Origin of the sequence: Sphingorhabdus sp., from assembly GCF_046292425.1 — a bacterium.
Taxonomy (GTDB): domain Bacteria; phylum Pseudomonadota; class Alphaproteobacteria; order Sphingomonadales; family Sphingomonadaceae; genus Sphingorhabdus_B.
Genome location: NZ_JBKBQV010000002.1, coordinates 18,630 through 32,882 on the forward strand (window position 1 = coordinate 18,630; position 14,253 = coordinate 32,882).

Annotated in this window: 14 protein-coding genes; 5 read left to right on the plus strand and 9 right to left on the minus strand. The window is 53.1% G+C overall.

What is annotated here, in order from left to right:
- On the minus strand, positions 1–2,466 hold the full coding sequence (ligD, locus tag ACK4S7_RS00750) for a DNA ligase D (protein ID WP_409643478.1): 2,466 nt from the start codon (positions 2,464–2,466) through the stop codon (positions 1–3).
- Positions 2,467–2,472: 6 nt separating this feature from the next.
- Positions 2,473–3,363: a Ku protein gene (locus tag ACK4S7_RS00755; protein WP_409643480.1), complete on the minus strand. Its 891-nt coding sequence runs from the start codon at positions 3,361–3,363 to the stop codon at positions 2,473–2,475.
- A 509-nt stretch (positions 3,364–3,872) separates the two neighbouring features.
- Between ACK4S7_RS00755 and ACK4S7_RS00760 the strand changes: the two genes are divergently transcribed.
- Positions 3,873–4,235: a response regulator gene (locus ACK4S7_RS00760; protein WP_409643482.1), complete on the plus strand. Its 363-nt coding sequence runs from the start codon at positions 3,873–3,875 to the stop codon at positions 4,233–4,235.
- A 57-nt stretch (positions 4,236–4,292) separates the two neighbouring features.
- On the plus strand, positions 4,293–5,045 hold the full coding sequence (locus tag ACK4S7_RS00765) for an esterase/lipase family protein (protein WP_409643484.1): 753 nt from the start codon (positions 4,293–4,295) through the stop codon (positions 5,043–5,045).
- A gap of 41 nt (positions 5,046–5,086) precedes the next feature.
- Here the strand turns inward: ACK4S7_RS00765 and ACK4S7_RS00770 are convergent, their stop codons facing one another.
- On the minus strand, positions 5,087–6,016 hold the full coding sequence (locus ACK4S7_RS00770) for an NAD(P)/FAD-dependent oxidoreductase (RefSeq protein ID WP_409643486.1): 930 nt from the start codon (positions 6,014–6,016) through the stop codon (positions 5,087–5,089).
- 80 nt (positions 6,017–6,096) lie between these two features.
- On the opposite strand from ACK4S7_RS00770, the gene ACK4S7_RS00775 reads away from it, so the two are divergent.
- The 3 genes from ACK4S7_RS00775 (at position 6,097) to ACK4S7_RS00785 (ending at position 9,593) form a co-directional block, all read left to right on the plus strand.
- Complete coding sequence (locus tag ACK4S7_RS00775; protein ID WP_409643488.1) at positions 6,097–6,606, plus strand: CinA family protein; 510 nt, start codon at positions 6,097–6,099, stop codon at positions 6,604–6,606.
- A gap of 100 nt (positions 6,607–6,706) precedes the next feature.
- Entirely contained in the window at positions 6,707–7,276 is a 570-nt protein-coding gene (locus tag ACK4S7_RS00780; RefSeq protein WP_409643490.1) for a hemerythrin domain-containing protein, read from the plus strand.
- Between the two features lie 364 nt (positions 7,277–7,640).
- Entirely contained in the window at positions 7,641–9,593 is a 1,953-nt protein-coding gene (locus ACK4S7_RS00785) for an MASE1 domain-containing protein (protein WP_409643492.1), read from the plus strand.
- Between the two features lie 16 nt (positions 9,594–9,609).
- On the opposite strand, the gene ACK4S7_RS00790 is transcribed toward ACK4S7_RS00785, so the two are convergent.
- From ACK4S7_RS00790 to gspJ, 6 genes are read right to left on the minus strand one after another with little or no spacing between them, the layout of a single operon-like run.
- Complete coding sequence (locus tag ACK4S7_RS00790; protein WP_409643494.1) at positions 9,610–10,326, minus strand: prepilin peptidase; 717 nt, start codon at positions 10,324–10,326, stop codon at positions 9,610–9,612.
- A 56-nt stretch (positions 10,327–10,382) separates the two neighbouring features.
- On the minus strand, positions 10,383–11,078 hold the full coding sequence (locus tag ACK4S7_RS00795; RefSeq protein WP_409643496.1) for a type II secretion system protein N: 696 nt from the start codon (positions 11,076–11,078) through the stop codon (positions 10,383–10,385).
- Positions 11,075–11,554 carry a type II secretion system protein GspM gene (gene gspM, locus ACK4S7_RS00800; protein ID WP_409643498.1) on the minus strand — a complete coding sequence of 160 codons (480 nt, stop codon included), beginning with the start codon at positions 11,552–11,554 and terminating at the stop codon, positions 11,075–11,077. The genes ACK4S7_RS00795 and gspM overlap by 4 nt, the downstream gene beginning before the upstream one ends.
- Positions 11,551–12,636 carry a hypothetical protein gene (locus ACK4S7_RS00805; RefSeq protein ID WP_409643501.1) on the minus strand — a complete coding sequence of 362 codons (1,086 nt, stop codon included), beginning with the start codon at positions 12,634–12,636 and terminating at the stop codon, positions 11,551–11,553. Before ACK4S7_RS00805 ends, gspM begins: the two co-directional genes overlap by 4 nt.
- Positions 12,633–13,619: a type II secretion system minor pseudopilin GspK gene (gspK, locus tag ACK4S7_RS00810; protein ID WP_409643504.1), complete on the minus strand. Its 987-nt coding sequence runs from the start codon at positions 13,617–13,619 to the stop codon at positions 12,633–12,635. The genes ACK4S7_RS00805 and gspK overlap by 4 nt, the downstream gene beginning before the upstream one ends.
- Positions 13,616–14,251: a type II secretion system minor pseudopilin GspJ gene (gspJ, locus tag ACK4S7_RS00815; RefSeq protein ID WP_409643506.1), complete on the minus strand. Its 636-nt coding sequence runs from the start codon at positions 14,249–14,251 to the stop codon at positions 13,616–13,618. The genes gspK and gspJ overlap by 4 nt, the downstream gene beginning before the upstream one ends.
- Between the last annotated feature and the right edge of the window lie 2 nt (positions 14,252–14,253).

The following is a 14,253-nucleotide window of genomic DNA, read 5'->3' on the forward strand; positions in this document are numbered from 1 at the left end:
TTACAGCGACGGCAACTTTTGTTTCTTGGCGGCCCAGTTACTTAAGCTGGAAGATCCCGCCCGCTTAACGATCGTATCGACGTCCTTCAGTGAATAAGCGGATGCGCTTTTGACTTCAGTCAGTTCATCCCAATCTATCGGCATCGCGACGGGTGCACCTTCCCGCGCGCGCACCGTCCAAGGCTGCACAGCAGTTGCACCGCGTTGGTTTCGCAACCAGTCGATAAAAATTCGGCCCTTTCGTTCGGCTTTCCGGATACTCGCAGTGAATATATCCGGCTTGGCTTGGGAAAGTGCGCGTGCAAAGCGGCTGGAAAAATCCTTCACTGTGGGCCAGTCACTCTTTCCGTCAAGCGTAACGACGACATGTATACCTTTGCCCCCTGATAACATCGCACTGCTGACAAGGCCCATATGCGACAGCTCGGTTTTGATCAGTAGCGCAGCCTTCTTGACCGCTTCAAAATCCAGCCCGACGTCTGGGTCCAGATCAAAGATAAGTTTATCGGGATTTTCGAATTTCGGCACGCGCGCGCCCCAGCCGTGGAACTCAATCGCGCCCATTTGCACACAGCCCAATATTCCATCTGCGTTGTCAACATACAGATAGTCGTCACTTTCTCCGTCCTTGTCTTTCACGGAAACGTGATGAACGTCAGGACCAAAAGTGCCTGCGTCATGTTTTTGGAAAAAGCATTGCTTTGCGCGGCCCTGCGGACATCGCACGACGCTTAAGGGCCGGTGCGCCATGTTGCGTAATATGGCTTCCGATAGCAGCGCGTAGTAGTCCGCCAGCGCGCCTTTTGTGACGCCGGATTCGGGAAAGATGACCCTTTCTCTGTTCGTGATATTCACCGTCGATAAATCAGGCTCCGAAATGGGCACGGCCTTCTCCGGCTTCACTTCCCTTGCAGATTTATCTTCGCGCAGTCCTAGAAAGCTTGCATGTCGCAATACACCACCGTCTTGTAACGGACCGGTGATTTCAGCATAAGCAATTTCTGCGATCAGTTCGGGTTCAACCCAATGGGCTGCGCGTGCCGCAGCTTTTGGCACCAGCGCGGGCGGATCTGCGCGTGTCAACGGATCCATCTTGACCAATAGGTCGTTCATCAGCGATGCAGTAAACCCGGTGCCGACCTTGCCGACATAATGCAGCTCGCCGTCAACCCAGCTACCCAGCAACAGGGACTTGAACCCTCGGGCCTTCTCGCTTTTGGTAAAGCCGATAACGATAAATTCCTGACGCAAGGTACACTTTACCTTCAGCCAGTTGCGCGTGCGTTTTCCCAAATAAGCGGCATCTGCTTTCTTTGATATGATTCCCTCATATCCGTTCCCACAAAGTGTCGTGAACAGTTTTTCGCCTTGCAAAACATGCTCCGCCACAAATATCGTCTTGTCGCGCTTCGCGGCTTTAAGCACATTCTGCAATTGCTCCTTGCGCTGAATATTTGGCAAAGCGCGTATGGATTTTCCATCCAGTTCAAGCAGGTCAAAGGCAAAGAATGCCAACTTGCCAGATTCGCCCTTTAGAACCGATTGCAAGTGGGAGAAACTCGGGCGCCCTTCACCGTCTAATGCAACAATTTCTCCGTCAATTAAACATGGGGGCAAATCGAATTTACGGATAGCGGCCACAATCTCGCCAAACCGCTCTGACCAGTCGAGTCCGCTTCTGGTGTAAGCCCTTACTTCTTGCCCGCAGGCAGAGATGAGGCAGCGGTAGCCGTCATATTTTACTTCATGGATCCAACTCCGCCCCTCGGGCACGCTGTCGACCAGGGTGGCTAGCTGTGGCTCCGAAAACGCAGGCAACTTGCCCCGGGCCCTTTTGTCGGGCCCTTTGGATTGGGCGTTTTTTGTGGCTTTGCGCGAGACGAAACTTTTGCCCGAAGCAATTTCACTCATGGTTCTACCGGTTGCGATGCTGGTCAACTCGGTATCGATGATGATTGTCGTCTCACTCGCGGCATCATCCTGGATTTTTCGCAGCAACCAGTTTTCCCGTTTTTCTTTTCCCCGCGGTTTCATGCGTACGAGCAACCATTCTCCCTTCAGACGCTGCCCATACAAGTGAAAGTGCAAATGGCCTTCTTCGATAGTGACTTTCGGGTCTTTGCCCTCGACAGACTCCCAATGACCACTGTCCCACAACATCACCGTCCCGCCGCCATATTCTCCTTCCGCAATCGTGCCTTCAAACTCCGCGTAGGAAATTGGATGGTCCTCGGTCCGGACGGCAAGCCTTTTGTCGTCCGGGTTGAGGCTTGGGCCCTTTGTTACAGCCCAACTTTTTAGAACCCCTTCGAGCTCAAGTCTGAAATCATAATGCAGCCGGGTCGCGTCATGCTTTTGAACGATGAAAATGCTGCCATCGGATGTGCCAATTTTCCCCTCTGGTTCAGCTGTAACTTCGAAATTACGTTTTTCGTTATAGCTCGAAAGAGGATTCTTGGATGCCATGACACATCAGGCTCTTTTGCGAGCGGGTGCGCGTTTTGTGGCGGGGGCGGACTTTGGAGCAGCTTTTGCGGTTCGTGTCGTAGGCTTTGCCTTCCGGCTTGAATCATCGGGGCTTTCTCCAAGCGAACTTTTCAGTGCAGCCATAAGATCAACAACATTCCCACCGGACGGCCGATCGGGTTCATCCTCGGCTTCAATTTTGGCACCTTTGTTCTTTAACTTCTTGTCGATGAGTACCTTTAGCGCATCGACATAGCGGTTTTTATATTCCCCGGCGTCAAACTTGCCGCTCTTCTTTTCGATCAAGTCAGTCGCTAGACTTAACAAATCGCCGTCGGGCTTGGCCTTGCCGATGCTTTGGAAATAGGAGGACGCCTTGTGCAGCTCCTCGTCATAACGTAATGTTTCAAGAACCAAGCCTGAGCCGCAAGGTTTCAGACTCACAATATATTCACGTCCTCGTAACGCCAGTTGGCCGATGCCGATTTTGCGCGTTCGTTTCAATGCCTCTCGCAGGACGATAAACGCCTCTTCGGCTAGGTCGTCTGAGGGCACTACATAATAAGGTTTCTCGAAATATATGGGATCAATGTCGTCCTTTTCGACAAACTGCGACAGGATCAGCGTCTTCTTGCTTTCAAGCTTGACCGCGTCGATTTCGTCTTCGTCCAACAATACATAATTGCCCTTCTTATATTCATAGCCTTTCATGATTTCGCCTGCATCTACCGGGCCAATGCCAGTGACTACTTTGTCATAATGAATTGGTTTCCCGGACGGCTCGTGGATTTGCCGGAACGATATGCTCGGTCCACTACGCGTGGCGGAATATATCTCGACAGGAATTGATACGAGAGCCAGTCGAATTTGGCCCTGCCAGTATGGCCGTGCGGCCATGTTAAGCCCAGAGCCTGAAAAGAAATGCCATGATTAACAAACTCCTGTTTCGGGGTCTCCTACAAAATGGACAGCCGAGCAGAAGGTTCCATATGGAGGTGATCCAAACCTTATTTGCGGATTGATACTGTAACATTATCCGGGCCCCTGACAGCACACTGGAACAAACAGACGCCAAAATCGCTAATGCGGTGAACAAAAGCAGCGTTGCGTCCATCCCGATGGCAATGCGAAGCTTGAAGCGAGGACGCAATTCAAAATCCAGTTGTAAATCCGGCGCAGGTAAAAGTGGCAGATCGAGCTATGTCATTATGTCCCGTAGACGGCCCAGGTATGTCCCGACGCAAGGCTGAAGGCGTTGACGAAGGCGGATACGCTTCCTGTTCCAGCGCGACCAAGAACGAACGCCACAGACCTGATTACAGCAGGCTCGGGCTTTATCAATGGACTGCACTAAGCTGCCGATACCCTCTCACCACACCCCGATGCGCCGAAAGTGACGATTAACCATGCTACAAGGAAAACGCATTCTGCTGGTTGAGGATGAAGCCATCATTGCCATGATGCTTGAGGACATGGTTGTGAAACTTGAAGGGATAGCCATCGGGCCAGCAACCAATGTGCAATCTGGAATGGACATGGCCCGCATGGAGGATTTTGATGCAGCTGTGCTTGATGTCAATCTGGGGGACGGGACAAGCATTGAGATAGCCGATCTACTGACTGAACGACATATTCCGTTCATCTTGGCAACTGGCTATGACGCGACCACACAGAATACGCATAAAGCACCTATTTTGCAAAAGCCCTATATGATGCGTGACCTGGAACTGGCTCTTTCGCAAATATTTTGCCGCATAAAGACCAATTAAGGACCTTGTTACCCAGAGCGTTGGAACGATATTCATGTTATCGTCGTTCGTTTGGTCATGGAATCGCTACCCAAACGCTGGCTGACATGGGCTGAGATGCCTCGCGCTATCTATGCGCTGGTCTTGCTTCCCTTCCAATGGCCTCGTCTGTCATTAGCTGCCAAGGGTGATCAGCGACCGGTGTTCGTCATACCCGGATTTGGCACAACTGACCGATCCACCGTCATACTTCGCTATTACCTTCAGTTTTTGGGTTATAGGGTATATGCGTGGGAGCTTGGACGAAATTTAGGCGCAAAAACGATTGGATTGCACAATGAACGTCTGCTCGCACGTTTGGATGAGGTGTACTTGGAGGAGCGCCAGCCCGTCACTTTGATCGGGTGGAGCATGGGCGGCATTATGGCGCGCATGATTGCACGCGTTAACCCCTATAAAATCCGTGAAGTAATTTCGCTTGGCGCGCCATTTACGGGCGATCCCTACGCGAATACGGCATGGAAGATTTATGAACGCCTTAGCGGACACAGTCTTGCGCATCCTGTCGCTCAAGCACAAATCAAGGAGAGCAAGCTCCCGCTTCCCGTCCCGGCATGTTCCATTTACTCCAAAAGCGACGGTGTTGTTTCGTGGCAGACCTGCCTTGAACCCGACACCAAACTAGCAGACAATATTGCCGTCCGTTCTGCGCATTGCGGCTTTGGTTTTACTGCGGTTGTGTTGCGCGCAGTCGCAGAAAGGCTCGCTTCAACGGGCGAGCATGCCTCCCGGCGCTTTCAGCATCGACGCACGTGGACGTCGGCGGCCTGATGTTCCACTCCTAAACAAAAATCAACAGTATCCGCTGATCCTTATCGCTTTATAGGTTTGGTTTGCGACAGGTCGTTCCGTATAGTTACTGCTGCCACACCGCCTTCCCCCATGGCATGGCTTATCTGGTCCAGCCCCAACACGACGTCGCCTGCAGCATAAATGCCGGGTACTGATGTCCGCTGGTGGGTGTCGACAATGATGGCGCCAGTTTCGCTACAGCGCACCCCGGCCATTTGCGCCAGTAAGTTGTTCACGTCCGAACCAAGTGCCGGGTAAACGCAATCGAACAAGACAGAAGAAGTCGGCGTACGTAAGTAAATCCCGCTGGCGTCTATGTCTTCGACAAACGTAGGGCCGTCCACGCATGGAATGTCATATGCACTTGCTTTATCACGGGCTGCATCGTCGAGTTCATGCACACCATCTGGGCTAAGCAGTGTCACCTTGGCGGTAAAACCCCGCAAGAATAGTGCTTCCGACAGGCCCTTGTCTCCAGTTCCTATAACCGCCACATTTTGATCGGTGACCTCAAAGCCGTCACAAACAGGGCAATAGCGAATTCGACCTTCCTGAAGTCCTCGCGCATGCAACTCTTCATCGACGGCGGGCCGCCGATTCACAACGCCGGTAGCCATAAGGATCACCGGAGTTTCAATTTTGCCATGCCCATATTCGACCAGAAAAGAACAGGCATCATTCCTTCGCGAAATTTTGAATACCCGACCTTCTATGTGTTTGGTTCCATATTTTAAAGCTTGATCGCGCATGCGGCTCACAAGTTCTTTTCCCGTTATACCATGCGGGAAACCAGCATGATTGTGCGTTTCAGGAATCCACAACGCTCTGCTTTTGCCGGCGTCGATTACCGCAATATCGAGATGGAAACGCGCCAAATATATGGCGGCTGTAAGCCCCGCTGGTCCGCCGCCGATAATGACGCAGTCGCGCACTGGAATTTCATTGGTCATCAGTGACTAGAAAAACCCTGTGATTTGTAGAACGTTCCATATGGAAGGGAACAAAGGACCAGAGGGGTCATTTTTCCGTTATGTCAGACACAGGCCCTAATCCAGCGCAGGATGTTGCAGCACTTTCACACCAGCTTCTAGCTTTTGCTGAGTGCCGAAAGCTTAAGGTGGTAACCGTCGAAAGTTGTACTGGCGGATTGCTGGCATCCGTGTTGACCGACGTCGAGGGCCTTTCGCACGTTTTTGACCGGGCGATGGTGACTTACACGGAGTCCGCCAAAACCGATTTGGCAGGGGTGCCTGCAAAGCTGATCGCGGAACACGGGGTTGTATCTGCAGTGGTCGCACAGGCCATGGCAACAGGCGGAATACTTTCACTCAGCGAACCTTGTTTGTCTCTGGCCATTACCGGCTATGCAGGACCTTCGCCTGATGGTGGGCCGGCCGGGCTTGTGTACATCGCAGTGGCGTCACCGCACCAAATAGCGTGCGAACGGCATGAATTTGCAGCCGATGATAGACAGGCCATAAGGTATGCAGCTGTCCGGGAAGCTTTAAACATGGGGATAGCTTTGTGCGCTCAACAATAGCGCCGAGTCCATTCATCGCAATTTTGGACCGGGTGTCTAATATCCAAGGAACCACTCACTGACACGTCTGTTGTTTAATCATTCCAAATGGAGATGAGCAATGGATCAGCAAACGAAAAACGGAAATAGCACGAATACCTCCAAGGTCGTGACTGCGGCGGTTGGGGGTTTGGTTGTCGGATTAATGGCAAATGCCGGACGAAAGGTCGTTATGCAGCTGATGGAATCGACTGCTGGCGAGTGGGATGAGATACTAAAAGCCGAGCATGACGCCACGCTACTGATTTTCGACAAGCTTCAGGAAACTGGACCTGACAACACCGCCAAACGAACTATGTTGTTGCTACAGTTGAAGCACGCATTGACAAAACACGCACTTGAAGAAGAAAATGTCGTGTATCCGACGCTTCGCGACAACGGCCTAACCGCTGAAGCAGATGAGTTGAATAATGACCACGGATACGTGAAGCAATTTCTCTATGAGCTCGGGAAGATGGAGCCATCGAACCAAGAATGGGGAACAAAAGTTGCCGAATTTCGTCGCCAGGTCGAGGCTCATATGCGCGAAGAAGAAAATACCTTATTTCCACAATTAAGGGAAAAATTGAGCGAGGAGGCAAACACTGCCATGACAGCCGCACTCAATAAAGAAGGTATGATGGCCGCATGACGGGTACGCGCAAGGCGAAGGACCCGCAGGTTACTGAAATTGATCGGGGCCCGTATGGCGATGCGCGCCCCGACAATCAGAAGGACGACCCGAGGGCGAACCGGAGTCTTCCTCAGGAAGATGTTGATGACCGGGAAAACGTGTCCAGGGTGACACCCGAGGACTACCCCGCTGCGGACCGAGAAATCTCTTCGCCCAAATAACGCGGCGCTGTGTCGGTGTTACCGGGAAATGGATGATGTTGGCTTCCAACTTCGAATGGCAATCGATTTCCGAAGGGCCTGACATTGATAGGGGCTGGAAAATCGGGGTTTGATATGTCAACCACCCCTTGCCGGATATTTTTCTGGCACGGGGTTTTGCTATGGCGTTTTCTGGCATCGCTGAAAAATCTCTTGTTCATGCGATGGCACTATATGTGGCCTGCGTTGCGTCAGCTTCAATCACAGAATTGTTGTGGACTATACCCGGTTCAGGAATATCGATATGGTTGCCGGCGGGAATTGTGCTCGCCGCGATGTTGTCGTCGGCCAAAGGCAAATGGCCCTTATGGTTAGCTGCCGCCGTTTCGGCGGAAATGACTGGCAACTTTGTCTGGTACGGTCACAATATTGGACCTGCAATTTTATTATCGCTTGGGAACAGCATTGCCGTAGCTTTGGGTGCACTGGTTATCCGCAGATTTGCAAACCAGCAGTATTTTCTAACTACGATAAAAGACACTGCGATTTTGATCGTCGTAGCCGGGTTTATGATCCCGCTTTTAAGCGCAACCAGCGGCAGCATCGGGTTGGGCTGGTCATATGGTCGGCCAGTCACGGATTTCTGGCTCCGTCTTTATTTGGGTGACGCCACAGGTGCCATCATAGCTGCGCCTGTTGGCTTGCTGTTACTGAAAACTGCGGCTCAGCCATTGCGCCTTTCGCCCCGCAGAACGCGAGAGGCGGTCGCTCTTGTTGTCGTATTTGGCGCGATGGCCGCAATCTCTTTGGGTGGTATAGCGCCCTTTGCGTATCTTATGATCCCGCCGCTTCTTTGGGCGTCGCTCAGTTTTCGTATACCCGGTGCAGTCGTCGCGATCATAGCCATCACCATGTTTACGGCATTGTTTACGCTCATTGGACTTGGTCCATTTGCGCGCCCAATGATGTATATCGATTATCAAAACGAAGCGCTTCAGCTTTTCCTGATGGTAGTGGCAACAACAGGGCTTTTAATTGGTGCTATCGCCGAAGAAAACAGGCGCGGCATGCGGGATTTATATGCCCTTAATCAGACGCTGGAAGATCGCGTAGCCGAACGGTCGGCAAGTCTGGCTGCGACAGAATCGCAAGCAAAACAGACCGCAAATCTGCTCTCTGCAATAAGCGAGTCCTTCCCGGATCAGATCTACGCCAAAGATCTGAAATTCCGTACGATTTACGCAAACAAGGCTGCTTTGCGGATAGTGAACGCCAAAAGCATCGACGATTTGCAACAGATCGGCGAAGAGCGGTTATTTACGCGCCCTGAAGAATTTAACCCTATTCGCGCAAACGATCGCAAGGTGCTTAAAACGCGAAAAACCCTTGTTGCTGAGGAAATCATCACAGACCAAAATGGGGTGCGAAAAGTGTATCGGACAACAAAGTCGCCCTTGTTTGACAGTGAAGGAAATCTCGCGGGTCTAGCCGGCGTGTCAGTCGACATTTCCGACATGGTAAAAATTCAGACGCGCGAGAAAATGTTGGTACGCGAGGTTGAACATCGGGCCCGCAACCTATTGGCAGTCGTGCAAGGCATCGTTGCACTTTCGCGAGCAGACACTGTTGCAGAATTAAAAGACAGTCTCGCAAAACGTATTCGTGCTCTTGCCCATACCAATGGAGCTATTGCCGCCTCCGATTGGGAAGGTGCGGATCTGATGGATATATTGGAAACCGAGCTGGCACCGTATCGAAGGGATGATGGAGCAAACGTTCTGCTTAATGGTTTGCCGCTCACGATCGAACCTGCGACCGCACAATCTCTGACTTTAATAATACACGAGCTGACTACCAATGCCGCCAAATATGGGTGTCTCTCGACAGTCGGCGGCCAGTTAATCGTTGATTGGACAGTCACCCAGGATGATGGGCAGGACAAGATTTTGAATTTTTCATGGGTTGAAACGGGCGGGCCACCCGTTTCGTCGCCAGTCTGTAAAGGGTTTGGCACAACGGTGATAAGCGTATTCGGTCAGGAAAGACCAGGAAGCAGCGTCAACTTTTCTTGGCTGACCGAAGGTCTGTGCGTTAAACTGATACTGCCCCTGCCCACAAAAAAGAATCAAATTTAAATGCCGGTGTGGACAGCTAAGGCGTGGTCGCCGTGGCAAAGGCCGCCAAACACAAAAACGCCCCAAACGGGATTTGCGGTTGCGTGCTTCTTCTGCGCAATTGAGTCAACAATAGATATCCAAAGCCAAATAGGCATGCCAACAGCAACACGAATGGCAAGGCCTGCCAGCCGGACCAGATACCGATGGCCGCGAATAATTTGGGATCACCTCCACCCATTCCTTCGGCATTACGCACCATTCGAAATATCTGTCGGATCGCCTCCAATGACACGAAGCCGAAGAAGCCCCCCAGCGCCCTGTCGGGCCATGAAATGTCCTGCGTCAATAAGGGTCCAACTAGCAACCCAAACACAGCCAGGATCAGGACCAGCCGATTGGGCAGCCATAACCTTTCCATATCGAGGATAAACAGCGGTAGAAGTAACCAGCCAAATATCGCTGCCGAGACCGCCTGGATATCTGCCAGTACCGATACAGCGGCTACACCAATGGCGGCAGCAGCAAGCTCGGTATACAGCGTCCTGGGGTCAATAGGCTGCATGCAATATCTGCATTTGCCCCTAAGCCACAGATAGGAAAGGACCGGGACAATATCTTTTGCCGCCAGCGTCGACCGGCAATGGTCACAATAAGAACGGCCACCCGAGACCCGCTCACCCCGTGGCCATCGGCTACACAAAGCTGCAACAAAGCTGCCCCAGATCAATCCCAAGACAGCCACCAAAACCATTTGATACCAAGATGGCAAGGCGAGCAACGGATCGCCCGTCAGCGCCAGCAGCTTGCTCAGAACTTGCCCTTTTGCACAAACCGGTAGCCGCCAGCCACGGGTCGGAACCCGGCGAGATTTAACATTGCCGCTTGATCGCCCCGACCGGCATCAAGCGTAACGGTAACAGTATAAGAGCCATCAGCCGACAGACGAATGTCCGCCCGTTCCATGGCAGATTGGCTGATCAGCGGCAGTAACAACCGCGCGCCGTCACAGCGTGGCTGGCCAAGCATGCCATTCTGCAAGCCCAGCCCCGGAACACTATCCGACAAAGTCAGCCGCACTTGGCCCCCTGAATCAATGCATTTGCCAGCAGCGAAGCGCGCGTGAAAGCCCTCAAACTGAATAGTTTCTGCCGGAAAGGGTGCAAAGAGCGAACCAACCGGCAAAGTCGCAGACAGGTTGTTAATCGACACACCGCCAATGCCGCGCGAAACCGAACCGGATATGCCTGGCGCAAAAGCGGCATCGCCGCGCGATATCATAATCTCGGCACGGCCAAGGAATAATGGCCAGAATAGCAACCGCGCGTTTACATCCCCCACGGGCAACTTGCCGATGGTCAAATCACGTATTGCCCCATCCCAAATTATGCCTTCCGCTTTTCGCACCGCGACGCCCTCGGCGCCCATTATCGCTCGTAAGGGCATGAAGATGACAGCAGCAATTGCGAGCATCACTACCGACGTGATAACAACCCGCCGTTTCATGGCGTTGCCATTTGCATTTGTGCGTCGACTGTGACGCTGCCATTGGCCCCCGAACGCAAGGTTACGCTGCGTACAACAACATTCTGCGCCTCAAGTTCAGTCAGCCAAGCTAATAATGCCGGCGCGCGAGCCTGGTCGATTCTAAAGCTTATTTGACCCCGCGGGGCATTGGACGATTTGACAAGATCAAAGCCCTTTTCTGCGGCACCTTGTGTAACCACCAAATCAATATCCGTCGCAACAGCCGAACCCCGCACCGTCTGCGGTGTCAGCGCAGCGTCAACTGTCGCCACAATTCGCCCGCGTCGTTGAACGGCCTCGTCATGTTCCAGCGCAGCGGTTTCAATCATTGAATAAACAGGCATGGCTATCCCGAAAATAGCTACGATCAGAGCGGTCAGGACACCGGCAGCCCCCACCAAATACTGCTCGCGCTGGGTAAGCGCTGCGAACCATAAACGAAAGGCAGCTATCATGGCATCCTCACCGTCACATCGACCAACGTCGATCCGCTGTTGTCCTGCCGGGGCATTGCTGTGATGCGAAACCCGTCTTGCTGAATGGCCAGGAGTGTCTTATTAATGTTATCTGCCGTCGGTGCAGCAATGACCACTGTCAATATACCGTCCGACGCAAAACGCATTTCGCGGACTGACACGTTCGGCGAGACCTTCACACTGCGCCACAATGCCGCCGACAATGGCGCAAAGTTACTTTGCTTTTTGCCTTGTCGGTAAAGGGATGCGCCAAGGGCACTTTCCGCCTGATTGATGTCCGTGATGGCTGGATCAACCTTTTGCGCCGCTGCAAGTGCTGTTTCGTTTTCAGACGCCGTCGCGGTCCAGTATTTTGCCAACGTCACGAAGGTCAACATGATTGTCACAATGAGGAGCGAAGTCAAAAGCCGCCTGATCCAGACGCGCTGCTCTGGGGTTGTCCAAACTGTTCTTTCCGTTTTGGCGAACATGCCTTCGCGCAAATTGAGCACAGGCGCCGCGCTTGCGGCCAGCAACATCGATCGGAGGACATCGGCATCAATTAGATTTATCTTTTCGTCGCCGACTATAAGGTTGCGCAATACCGTTTCGTTAGGAAAGGCAACACCCGGCCCTCTCACGACCTCCATACCGTCCATCTGAGCGACGAAAAAGCCATCCGAACCAGTGTTTACAACCAATCCAAAAGGTATCACGATATCTGCATTCAATCCGCGCGCGGACAGCCGGTCGAGCCCTCGCTGCATGACGTCAGGTGCGATCGTCGCGGTGGCAATGGTCGCGTCGTAATCAAGTCCCGCACAGCAATGCACAAGGCCAAGGGATTGCTCGGCTGCGCGTAGCTTCGCCACGGCCAAGGCCTGACGCGATTCAAGATCAGGTAGCGTGAACCAGTTGCATCGGACATCTTCAGGCGGGACCAGAGCCATCACTGTCATGTGCGCAACCGACGGCACAAATTCAGACAATATGACTGAATCTTGCCATATGCCTTCGGATACGCGGTACACCATAGGGTCATCCCGTTCCGTCGTGGGAAATGTGGTGACAAACAATGTCATTCATCTTCTCCCCAACTGCGCCAGATAACACGCGCAGGCGCAGGGGATGCCACAATCATCGACTGGCCAGCCAGCGTCAGTTCGCCAAAAGTCACCTGCGTGGTCAAAAGGAAATAATTGCTCGTCAGTTTTACCTGCCCTTGCACCTGAGAAGACGGCTCGAGAGCGGCAAGTTCGGGCGCCGCCCAGAATCGAATGAGGCTGCCATAGCCACTTGATGGCCGCTTGGCGAGATGGCTACGCGCAATGGCAAGGTTCATCGAGCCAGGCGGAAACAACATTGCGAGCAATGGCGCTTGCTCAGGCAACAGCGTGTTAACGTTAAGTCGAGACAGAACCAATTCGGGCAACGCGCATATCCAGGGCTGTAGCTTTGCATAAATGGCGTTGTTTACGCCTTTGACGGCGCGCAGTTCGCTGGGATGCGCAAAGGGCCGGTTCGCAGCCAGGTACGGCGTTGCTTCCGAGCGATAGCCCTCATCTTCAACGCCGTTTGCAACAGGCATCATATCGCTGTCCGCCCAATCCGCGGCAGCCGCAGCGACTGCGCGCGCGACATTCTCATCGGTGCCCAAACTAACCATCAGGGATGTCATCTGGGTCATGCCCGTCGCACTCGCCAGGTATCGCCCATCAGTCTCAGTCACGAGGCTATTCAGATTAAAACAGTTTCCCGTATCACGAACCATGGCTGTTGCAGAGCCAACCGGGATGGGGATGGACTGTTGTTTTCCTAGCCAGTCGCCGGCTAGCGTGGTTTGCGCGGCATCGCGGGCAACCAGATCCTCTATTCGCGCCGCAGCAATCGCCTCGGCCGCGTACGTAAACATACGCGCTTGAGCGAGCGCGTTGCCATTTGATGACAGTTTGCTGGACAATGTAAGCCGGTCAAGTGTGGTCGCTGCGATCACCGCAAGCACCGCTACCATAAGTAATACCGACAGCAAGGCGGCGCCCCGTTCCGAGGGCGTCACATACTTCATCTTGGCGCACCGGTCTCAACGCTGGGCGGATCAACGCGTGTCTGTGGTCCGACCAAAAACAACATGCGCAGTTCGGGCTTGCCCTCCACAGTTATGCGCAACGAGACGGCACGTGGCAACGCATTGGCATCAGTGGCCGTCCAGTCGTCGCGCCAAACCCCCGTGTCATCGCGATATGCTACTTGCGCAGAAACCACCTTTTCCAACAATATCGCGGCGTCAACAGGAGTGGACCCATCAAGCATGGGCCAGCTTAAACGTTTTAGCCCGCCATCTTCCAGCACATATGCTACGCGCTGCAGCCCCGCCCGTGGCGCGCCATCGAAATTGGACCACCCTGACCGAACGAAGGAAAACAAGGCTCCGGCAGTCTGCCCATCGCCTTGCACAAAGGCCGGAATTGGCTGCCCGGATTGATCGCGAACGGGACGGACGATGGCCTGCGCCAAATCCGCTTCTAAAGTGTTAGACAATCGGTGCGACAGCGACATTTCCTCAAGACGATTCTTGACCGCAATCTGCGTGTCGCTGCCCGAGCGCAACAACATGACCCCGGCGACCGAGATGAGAGCGAAAATCGCGAGCGCCACCAATAATTCAATTAGTGTAAAACCGGCTTCCGAACTGCGCATTT

Excerpts from the sequence above, each read along its gene's own strand:
- gspJ (WP_409643506.1), bottom strand. The coding sequence starts at position 14,251 with ATGCGCAGTTCGGAAGCCGGTTTTACACTAATTGAATTATTGGTGGCG.
- ACK4S7_RS00790 (WP_409643494.1), bottom strand. The coding sequence starts at position 10,326 with ATGGTTTTGGTGGCTGTCTTGGGATTGATCTGGGGCAGCTTTGTTGCA.
- ACK4S7_RS00770 (WP_409643486.1), bottom strand. The coding sequence starts at position 6,016 with ATGACCAATGAAATTCCAGTGCGCGACTGCGTCATTATCGGCGGCGGA.
- ACK4S7_RS00765 (WP_409643484.1), top strand. The coding sequence starts at position 4,293 with ATGGAATCGCTACCCAAACGCTGGCTGACATGGGCTGAGATGCCTCGC.
- ligD (WP_409643478.1), bottom strand. The coding sequence starts at position 2,466 with ATGGCATCCAAGAATCCTCTTTCGAGCTATAACGAAAAACGTAATTTC.
- ACK4S7_RS00780 (WP_409643490.1), top strand. The coding sequence starts at position 6,707 with ATGGATCAGCAAACGAAAAACGGAAATAGCACGAATACCTCCAAGGTC.
- ACK4S7_RS00795 (WP_409643496.1), bottom strand. The coding sequence starts at position 11,078 with ATGAAACGGCGGGTTGTTATCACGTCGGTAGTGATGCTCGCAATTGCT.
- ACK4S7_RS00805 (WP_409643501.1), bottom strand. The coding sequence starts at position 12,636 with ATGACATTGTTTGTCACCACATTTCCCACGACGGAACGGGATGACCCT.
- ACK4S7_RS00785 (WP_409643492.1), top strand. The coding sequence starts at position 7,641 with ATGGCGTTTTCTGGCATCGCTGAAAAATCTCTTGTTCATGCGATGGCA.
- gspM (WP_409643498.1), bottom strand. The coding sequence starts at position 11,554 with ATGATAGCTGCCTTTCGTTTATGGTTCGCAGCGCTTACCCAGCGCGAG.
- gspK (WP_409643504.1), bottom strand. The coding sequence starts at position 13,619 with ATGAAGTATGTGACGCCCTCGGAACGGGGCGCCGCCTTGCTGTCGGTA.
- ACK4S7_RS00775 (WP_409643488.1), top strand. The coding sequence starts at position 6,097 with ATGTCAGACACAGGCCCTAATCCAGCGCAGGATGTTGCAGCACTTTCA.
- ACK4S7_RS00755 (WP_409643480.1), bottom strand. The coding sequence starts at position 3,363 with ATGGCCGCACGGCCATACTGGCAGGGCCAAATTCGACTGGCTCTCGTA.
- ACK4S7_RS00760 (WP_409643482.1), top strand. The coding sequence starts at position 3,873 with ATGCTACAAGGAAAACGCATTCTGCTGGTTGAGGATGAAGCCATCATT.